This window comes from uncultured Methylobacterium sp. (genome assembly GCF_964251405.1).
In the GTDB taxonomy this organism is placed as follows: domain Bacteria; phylum Pseudomonadota; class Alphaproteobacteria; order Rhizobiales; family Beijerinckiaceae; genus Methylobacterium.
In genome coordinates this window covers 1-8,141 of record NZ_CAXUJR010000012.1, presented here as the reverse complement: position 1 = coordinate 8,141, position 8,141 = coordinate 1, and the positions used below count along the sequence as shown (strand labels likewise).

Genomic DNA, 8,141 nt, shown 5'->3' with positions numbered 1-8,141 from the left:
CGTGCGAGCATCTGCGCGACCGATGCGGCGAACGGATCGCTCCGTCCCTCCGGCGGCGAGGTCATGGCGGGCTCGGGTGCCTCCGGACGCACCGGCTTCGGCGCAGATGCGGGCGGCGCAGCCGGGGAGCCCGATGCAGGCCGAGGCTCGACGTGAGGAGGAACCAGGATCGATGCCGAAGGCTGATCCGACGTTGGGGCTTCGACGAGCGGGACAGGACGACGCTTCCGCTTCGGCTTGTCCTGCGGCTCCTGCGGCCCGACCACCGAGGCGATCCAGGTTTCGAGCGGGATGCCGGCACGGCGTGCCACGTCGCGGGCCGCGTCGAGGACGTCCGGATCGAGGCCCTTGAGGTTCAGCGTCGCGTTGCGTTTCATCGTCAAACCCGGGCGGCGAGGTCCTGTCTTCGCACCGGCATCCCCGCGCCGCCTCGCGGCGGACGACGAGCCTGTCGGTTCGATTGCGCCCGACATTTCGCGTTCTTGGTAAACAACGGGTTAAGGACTATGCCAAAGCGGGAATCAGGGCGCCGATCGGCCCGATTCCGAGGGTGGGGCTCAAGTGCCCTCTTGACCTTTCGCCCGCCAGATAGTTTACATATGAACCATTCGAGGGAGCCGGCGGCCAGGGTGCCGAAACGGCGTCCCCCTGCTCTTGGAGGATGCGAGATGCCGAGCTATCGGGCGCCCGTCGAAGACACCCTGTTCCTGCTGAACGACGTGTTCGGCTTCCACCGCTACGACAACCTCCAGGGTTTCTCGGACGCGTCGCCCGACGTCGTCGAGGCTGTGCTCAACGAAGGCGCCAAGCTCGCCGAGACGGTGCTCGCTCCCCTGAACGCCGTCGGCGACAAGGAGGGCTGCAAGCGCAACCCGGACGGCAGCGTCACCACGCCGACGGGCTTCAAGGCCGGCTACGATGCTTATGCGCAGGGGGGCTGGATGGGCCTCTCGATGCCGGAGGCCTATGGCGGCCAGGGCCTACCCGCGGCGATCAACGCGGCAGTCCAAGAGTTCACATCGTCGGCCAACCTCGCGCTCGGCATGTATCCGGGCCTGACGCAGGGTGCGATGGCGGCCCTCGTCGTCCATGCCTCGGAGGAGCAGAAGCAAACTTACCTGCCGAAGATGGTCGAGGGGACCTGGACCGGCACCATGAACCTCACCGAGCCCCATTGCGGCACGGATCTCGGCCTTCTCAAGACCAAGGCCGTCCCGAACGGCGACGGTTCCTACAGCCTCACCGGCACCAAGATCTTCATCTCGGCCGGCGAACACGACATGGCCGAGAACATCATCCACCTCGTCATCGCCCGGATCGAGGGCGCGCCGGCCGGCACCAAGGGCATTTCCCTGTTCGTCGTGCCGAAGTTCCTGATCAACGAGGATGGATCACTGGGCGAGCGCAACGGTGTCTCCTGTGGCTCCCTCGAGCACAAGATGGGCATCCACGGCAACTCGACCTGCGTCATAAACTACGACGGGGCGAAGGGCTGGCTCGTCGGCCAGGAGAACCGCGGCCTCAACGCGATGTTCGTGATGATGAACGAGGCCCGGCTGGCCGTCGGCATCCAGGGGCTCGGCCAGTCGGAGGTCGCCTACCAGAACGCTGTGGCCTACGCGAAGGATCGGCTCCAGGGCCGCTCGCTGACCGGCGCCAAGGCGCCCGAGAAGGCCGCCGACCCGATCATCGTCCACCCGGACGTGCGCCGCACCCTGATGACGATCCGCGCCTTCAACGAGGCCGGCCGCGCGCTCGTCCTCTGGACGGCGCTGAAGGCCGATATCGGGCATCGCTCGGAGGACGCGGCCGAACGCCAGGCGGCCGAGGATCACATGGGCCTGATGACCCCGGTGGTGAAGGGCGTGCTCACCGACAAGGGCTTCGACAACGCGGTCGCCGCCCAGCAGATGTTCGGCGGCCACGGCTACATCGAGGAATGGGGTATGTCGCAGTTCGTGCGCGATGCCCGCATCGCCATGATCTACGAGGGCGCCAACGGCATCCAGGCGATGGACCTGATCGGCCGCAAGCTGCCGAAAGACGGCGGCCGGGCGATGATGGCCTTCCTCGGTGAGGTCCAGACCTTCATCAAGGACCACGGCGAGGACGAGGCGATGAAGCCGTTCACGGGGCCGCTCCAGGCCGGGCTGAACGACCTCCAGGCCGCCACGATGTGGTTCATGCAGAACGCCTTCTCCAAGCCCGACAATGCGGGGGCCGGCGCCACCGACTACATGCACCTCCTCGGCCTCGTCGCCATGGGCTACATGTGGGGCCGGATCGCCAAAGCGGCGATCGCCAGGAAGGCCGAGGGTGCGTCCGACCTGATGGACGCCAAGCTCGTCACGGGCCGGTTCTACATGGAGCGGATGCTGCCCGAGACCGCGATGCGGCTCGTGCGCATTAAGGCCGGCTCCGAGACGACGATGGCGCTGCCGGTCGAGGCATTCTAGAGCGGTCGATCGGCCCCTGCTCGCCATTCCGGGGCGCAGCAGGCGAGCCCGGAACCCATAACCGCCGACGGCCCTCAGCTTGCCGCGTCGGCGGTTATGGGTCCCGGGCTCCGCTTCGCGGCCCCGGGATGACGGTCGGCGTGAGTCAGATCGAGAATCCATCGACGTGCTAAGCCCGGCGGTTAAACGTGGGGATCGACAACAAGGGAAGCGCACATGGCCGAAGCCTTCATCTACGATCACGTCCGTACGCCCCGCGGCCGGGGCAAGCCCGACGGCTCGCTGCACGAGGTCACGGCACTGCGCCTCGCCGAAGTCGCGCTGCGTGCCCTCAAGGACCGCAACGACCTCGACACCCGGCAGGTCGACGACGTCGTCCTCGGCTGCGTCGATCCCGTCGGCGAGGCGGGCGGTGACATCGCCCGCGCCGCGGCCCTGGTGGCCGATTACGGCGACCACGTTCCGGGCATCCAGATCAACCGCTTCTGCGCCTCGGGCCTCGACGCGATCAACTTCGCCGCGGCCCAGGTCATGGCCGGCCAGCACGACATGACGGTCGGCGGAGGCGTCGAGTCGATGAGCCGCGTCGGCCTCGGTGCCTCGGGCGGCGCCTGGCCGGTGGACCCCCACATCGCGATCAAGTCGTGGTTCATGCCCCAGGGCGTCTCGGCCGACCTCATCGCCACGAAATATGGCTTCACGCGCGACGATTGTGACGCCTACGCCGTCGAGTCGCAGAAGCGCTCGGCCAAGTCCTGGGCCGATGGACTGTTCAAGAACGCCGTCGTGCCGGTGCGCGACATCAACGGCATCACGCTGCTCGCCACCGACGAGCACATGCGGCCCTCAACCGACATGCAGTCGCTGGGGCAGCTCAAGGCCTCGTTCGTGCAGATGGGCCAGATGGGCGGGTTCGATGCCGTCGCCATCGACGCCCATCCGGACGTCGAGATGGTCGAGCACGTCCACCACGCGGGCAACTCGTCGGGCATCGTCGACGGCGCCGCCGCCGTGCTGATCGGCTCGAAGGAAGCCGGCGACAAGGCCGGCCTCAAGCCCCGGGCCCGAATCCGCGCCTTCGCCAATATCGGCTCCGACCCGGCGCTAATGCTGACCGGCCCTGTGGACGTGACGAAGAAGGTGCTGGCGCGGGCCGGCATGCAGCTCTCCGACATCGACCTGTTCGAGGTCAACGAGGCCTTCGCCGCAGTGGTGCTGCGCTTCATCCAGGCCTTCGACGTCGATCCGGGCAAGGTCAACGTCAACGGCGGTGCCATCGCAATGGGCCATCCGCTCGGAGCCACCGGTGCGATGATCCTCGGCACGGTGCTCGACGAGCTCGAGCGCACCGGCAAGGAGCGCGCGCTGGTCACCCTGTGCATCGGCGCCGGCATGGGTACCGCGACGATCATCGAGCGGGTGTGATCTCGTCGTCCCCACGCGGGACGAGACGGCCGCGTGGCGCGAGGGGAGCGACATCCCCCGCTCTGCCGAAGAGCACCGAACCCTGATAGAGGCGGCGAACCGACGCCTCCCAAACGGCGCGGTTCGATACGAAGCCTTCAGAGGAACGCCACGATGACGAGAGCCCTCCCCACCCTGGCCCTGGCCCTGCTGCTCGGCCTGCCCGTCGGCGCCTATGCGGACGACGCGTCGGACCGGGTCGAAGCCGCCAAGGCGCTGGTTCAGAAAACGGTGATCAAGACCCTCGAGACCGGCTTCTCCGGTGCCCTCGAGAAGACCGTCGCGACGATGCCGGCCGAGAAGGCGGACAAGGTCAGGCTCGAAGTCCGCGCGGAGTTCGACCGGCAGCGGACGGCGCTGATCGAAGGGCTGTCGAAGGAATATGCCGACAAGTTCACCACCGACGAGATCAAGCACATCGCCGGCATCTACGACGACAAGATCTACCAGAAGTTCCAGGCGCTGAATGCAGACCCGGCCTCGACGATCACGCTGATCTCGCAGAACGCGGTGACGAAGCTCGTCAACATGCTCACCGTCGCCGCCGCCGGCGATGTGCCCGGCCAGCCGGCGGGCGACGCACCGATGCCGGCTCGTTGAGACGAATATGGGGTCCGGCCGGGAGGGCACCGCCGCCTCCCGCCGGCTCCGCTGAACGCCTCGCGGCCGGGAGGCTCCGATCTCGGCCGTGAGATCCGGCCCCACCCCGAACCGCCAACCCGAGGACCCGACATGAACCTCACGAATTTCCGTTTCGAGACCGATGCCGACGGGATCGCGCTCGCGACCTGGGACATGCCGGGCCGCTCGATGAACGTCTTCACCGCGCAGGTCATGGAGGACCTGCACGGAATCATCGATGCCGTGGTCGCCGACCCCGCGATCAAGGGCTGCGTCATCACCTCGGGCAAGGACAATTTCTCGGGGGGCGCCGACCTCACCATGCTGCAGGGCCTCGGTCAGGAGTTCGAGAGGCTGAAAGCCGAGCGCGGCGAGGAGGAGGCGATGGTCCGCTTCTTCGAGGAATCGCGCAGGCTCACATTGCTCTTCCGCAAGCTCGAGACCTGCGGCAAGCCCTTCGCGGCGGCGGTGAGCGGCATCTGCCTCGGCGGGGCTTTCGAGCTCGCGCTCTCCTGCCATCACCGGGTGCTGTCCGACGACGACAAGACCCGCGTCGGCCTGCCGGAGATCAAGGTCGGCCTCTTCCCCGGTGCCGGCGGAACCCAGCGCGTGCCGCGCCTGATGCAGACCGGCGATGCTCTCCAGATGCTGTTCAAGGGCGAGCAGATCCGCCCGCTCATGGCCAAGAACATGGGCCTCGCCCAGGAGGTCGCGCCGAAGGCCGAGATCGTCGCGAAGGCGAAGGCCTGGATCAAGGCCGGCGGATCGGCCGTGGCGCCCTGGGACGTGCCGAAGTTCAAGGCCCCCTCCGGCAAGGTCTATTCGCCCGCCGGCATGATGATCTGGCCGCCGGCCAACGCGATCTACCGCCGCGAGACGCACGACAATTATCCGGCCGCCAAAGCCATCCTCGGTGCGGTCTACGAGGGCCTGCAACTCCCGATGGACCTCGCCCTCAAGATCGAGAGCCGGTACTTCGCCAAGATCCTGCGCTCGAAGGAGGCGGCGGCGATGATCCGCACGCTGTTCCTGTCCATGGGCGAGCTGAACAAGGGGGCACGCCGCCCCAAGGACGTCGCGCCGACCAGCGTGAAGAAGGTCGGCGTCGTCGGCGCCGGCTTCATGGGAGCGGGCGTCGCCTATGTCAGCGCCAATGCGGGCATGGAGGTCGTCCTCGTCGATCAGTCCATGGAGGCTGCCGAGAAGGGCAAGGCCTACGCCCACAAGCTGATGACCGGACAGATCAACAAGGGCCGCGCCAAGACCGCGGATCGCGACGCGCTGCTGGCCCGTATCACCGCCAGCGCCGACTACGCCGACCTCAAGGGCTGCGACCTCGTCATCGAGGCGGTGTTCGAGGACCCCAAGGTGAAGGCCGAGGTGATCGCCAAGGTCGAGGCCGCCATCGGGGAGGACGTGATCTTCGCCTCCAATACCTCGACACTGCCGATCTCGGGCCTCGCCAAGGCGTCGGCTCGTCCGGAGCAGTTCGTCGGCATCCACTTCTTCTCGCCGGTCGAGAAGATGATGCTCGTCGAGATCATCAAGGGCGAGCAGAGCGGCGACCGCGCGGTGGCCACGGCCCTCGACTACGTCAGGGCGATCAAGAAGACGCCCATCGTCGTCAACGACAGCCGCGGCTTCTTCGCCAACCGCTGCGTCACGGCCTACCTCCTCGAAGGACACAAGATGTTCCTCGAAGGCGTGCCGGCCGCGATGATCGAGAATGCCGGCAGATTGGCCGGGATGCCGGTGGGTCCGCTCTCCCTCAACGACGAGGTCGCGCTCGACCTCGGCCTCAAGATCGCCCGCGCGGCGGAAGCGCAGCTCGGCCCCGACGCGGTCGATGCCGGGCAGAAGAACCTCCTCGTCACCCTGGTGGAGACGGAAGGGCGGCTCGGCCGCAAGAACAAGAAGGGGTTCTACGATTACCCCGAGGGTGCCCCGAAGCGCCTGTGGCCGGGCCTGAAGGCGCTGCAGCCCAGGACCCTCGATCCGGACACGATCGACGTCGCCGAGCTTAAGCACCGCTTCCTCGTGGTGCAGGCGCTGGAAGCGGCCCGCACCGTCGGTGAGGGCGTGGTGACCGACCCGCGCGAGGCCGATGTCGGCTCCATCCTCGGCTTCGGCTTCGCGCCCTTCACCGGCGGCGCCCTTTCCTACATCGACTTCATGGGAGCCAAGACCTTCGCGGATCTGGCCCGCGGCCTGGAGGCCAAGCACGGCCCGCGCTTCGCGGTGCCGGACAACGTGGCGGCTATGGCCGAGACCGGCGGTACCTTCTACGGCGAGGCGGCCAAGAAGGCCGCCTAGTCGCCCGGCCTCCGACGAGGCGACGAGGGCCGGTGCCGGAAGCGGCGCCGGCCTTGCTTTGTCCGGCGACCAAAAGCCGGCAAGGCGATATGAACCGGCGGCCCTCGTCGGGCCCGCACCAGGCAAGGACCCGCGATGTTTCTCGAAGCGCCAGAGCTCGCCCATCCGGCGATCCGCCACGCTTATTTCACCCGTCAGGGCGGCGTCTCGGAGGGACTCTACGCCTCGCTCAACGGCGGCCTAGGCTCGGACGACGACACGGGTCGCGTCGCCGAGAACCGGCGTCGGATGTGTGCGGCCCTCGGCGTCCCGGAGTCGAACCTCGCGAGCCTGTACCAGATCCACTCCGCCGACGTGGTCGTGGTCACCGAGGCGCCAGCCGCGTCGGAGCGACCGAAGGCCGACGCGATGGTGACCCGCGTGCCGGGTCTGGCGCTCGGCATCGCCACCGCCGATTGCGGGCCGGTCCTGTTCGCCGATCCCCGCAACGGCGTCGTCGGGGCCGCCCATGCCGGCTGGAAGGGCGCACTCGGCGGGGTCGTTGCGGCGACGGTGGCGGCGATGGAGGCGTTGGGCGCCGAGCGCAGCGCGATCGTCGCTGTGCTCGGCCCCACCATCCATCAACCGTCCTACGAGGTCGGCAACGATCTGCGCGATCGTTTCGACGGCAAGGTCCCCGGTGCAGCGCGCTATTTCGCGAGCGGCGGCCGAGCCGGCCGTTCGCAGTTCGACCTACCGGGCTTCATCCTCTGGCAGCTGGAGCAGCAGGATCTCGGGCGGTCCGCCTCGCTTGGGCTGTGCACCTATGCCGACGCGACCCGGTTCTACAGCTTCAGGCGGACGACCCATCGCGCGGAAGCCGATTACGGCCGGCTCGTCTCGGCCATCGCGTTGACCCCATGACTGGCAAGGGGTGCGGCAATCTGTCATCAAAGACGGACAAAAAAAGCGTGGCCGTGAATGAACCTTGACCGTTCCCGCGTGTTTCGGAGTTAAGCAGCCGAAGGTCGAACGACCCACCACGGCTCGGTCATCGCCACAAAGGGGCCGCCATTGCAGCGGTCGGCGTGATCGGTCCGCAACAGCTTCAGCCAGGCTGCTGGACTACAGACGAGGCATCGCGGGATCGGCGTCCGAGACGCCGCATCGCCGAGTATGAGGACCAAAACCATGAAATCCATCCTTCGGGGGGCAACCGCCCTCGCCGGAATAGCACTGGCCGGCTCTGCTCTCGCCGCCGATCTTCCGCGCCGCGCGGCTCCGCCGGTCTTCGTTCCGGTCCCGGTC

General features: G+C 67.7%; 5 protein-coding genes and 1 pseudogene. 5 read left to right on the top strand and 1 reads right to left on the bottom strand.

The window, feature by feature from the left end; all coding sequences use genetic code 11:
- Nucleotides 1-377, bottom strand: a pseudogene (locus ACFE7U_RS03860) (hypothetical protein); the annotation flags it as partial.
- Between the two features lie 291 nt (nucleotides 378-668).
- Between ACFE7U_RS03860 and ACFE7U_RS03855 the strand changes: the two are divergent.
- The 5 genes from ACFE7U_RS03855 (at nucleotide 669) to pgeF (ending at nucleotide 7,757) form a co-directional block, all read left to right on the top strand.
- Nucleotides 669-2,456 (top strand): acyl-CoA dehydrogenase C-terminal domain-containing protein, encoded by a 1,788-nt coding sequence (locus ACFE7U_RS03855; protein WP_375408413.1) that lies wholly within the window; start codon nucleotides 669-671, stop codon nucleotides 2,454-2,456.
- Between the two features lie 216 nt (nucleotides 2,457-2,672).
- The gene (locus tag ACFE7U_RS03850; RefSeq protein WP_375408412.1) at nucleotides 2,673-3,881 is read left to right on the top strand and encodes an acetyl-CoA C-acetyltransferase; all 1,209 of its coding nucleotides are present in this window, start codon (nucleotides 2,673-2,675) and stop codon (nucleotides 3,879-3,881) included.
- A gap of 153 nt (nucleotides 3,882-4,034) precedes the next feature.
- A complete protein-coding gene (locus ACFE7U_RS03845; protein WP_375408411.1) occupies nucleotides 4,035-4,520 on the top strand; it encodes a hypothetical protein in 486 nt (161 codons plus the stop codon).
- A 132-nt stretch (nucleotides 4,521-4,652) separates the two neighbouring features.
- On the top strand, nucleotides 4,653-6,854 hold the full coding sequence (locus ACFE7U_RS03840) for a 3-hydroxyacyl-CoA dehydrogenase NAD-binding domain-containing protein (protein ID WP_375408410.1): 2,202 nt from the start codon (nucleotides 4,653-4,655) through the stop codon (nucleotides 6,852-6,854).
- 135 nt (nucleotides 6,855-6,989) lie between these two features.
- Nucleotides 6,990-7,757, top strand: coding sequence for a peptidoglycan editing factor PgeF (pgeF, locus tag ACFE7U_RS03835; RefSeq protein ID WP_375408409.1), 768 nt, complete (start codon nucleotides 6,990-6,992; stop codon nucleotides 7,755-7,757).
- The last annotated feature ends 384 nt before the right edge of the window (nucleotides 7,758-8,141 follow it).

Excerpts from the sequence above, each read along its gene's own strand:
- ACFE7U_RS03855 (WP_375408413.1), top strand. The coding sequence starts at position 669 with ATGCCGAGCTATCGGGCGCCCGTCGAAGACACCCTGTTCCTGCTGAAC.
- ACFE7U_RS03850 (WP_375408412.1), top strand. The coding sequence starts at position 2,673 with ATGGCCGAAGCCTTCATCTACGATCACGTCCGTACGCCCCGCGGCCGG.
- ACFE7U_RS03845 (WP_375408411.1), top strand. The coding sequence starts at position 4,035 with ATGACGAGAGCCCTCCCCACCCTGGCCCTGGCCCTGCTGCTCGGCCTG.
- ACFE7U_RS03840 (WP_375408410.1), top strand. The coding sequence starts at position 4,653 with ATGAACCTCACGAATTTCCGTTTCGAGACCGATGCCGACGGGATCGCG.
- pgeF (WP_375408409.1), top strand. The coding sequence starts at position 6,990 with ATGTTTCTCGAAGCGCCAGAGCTCGCCCATCCGGCGATCCGCCACGCT.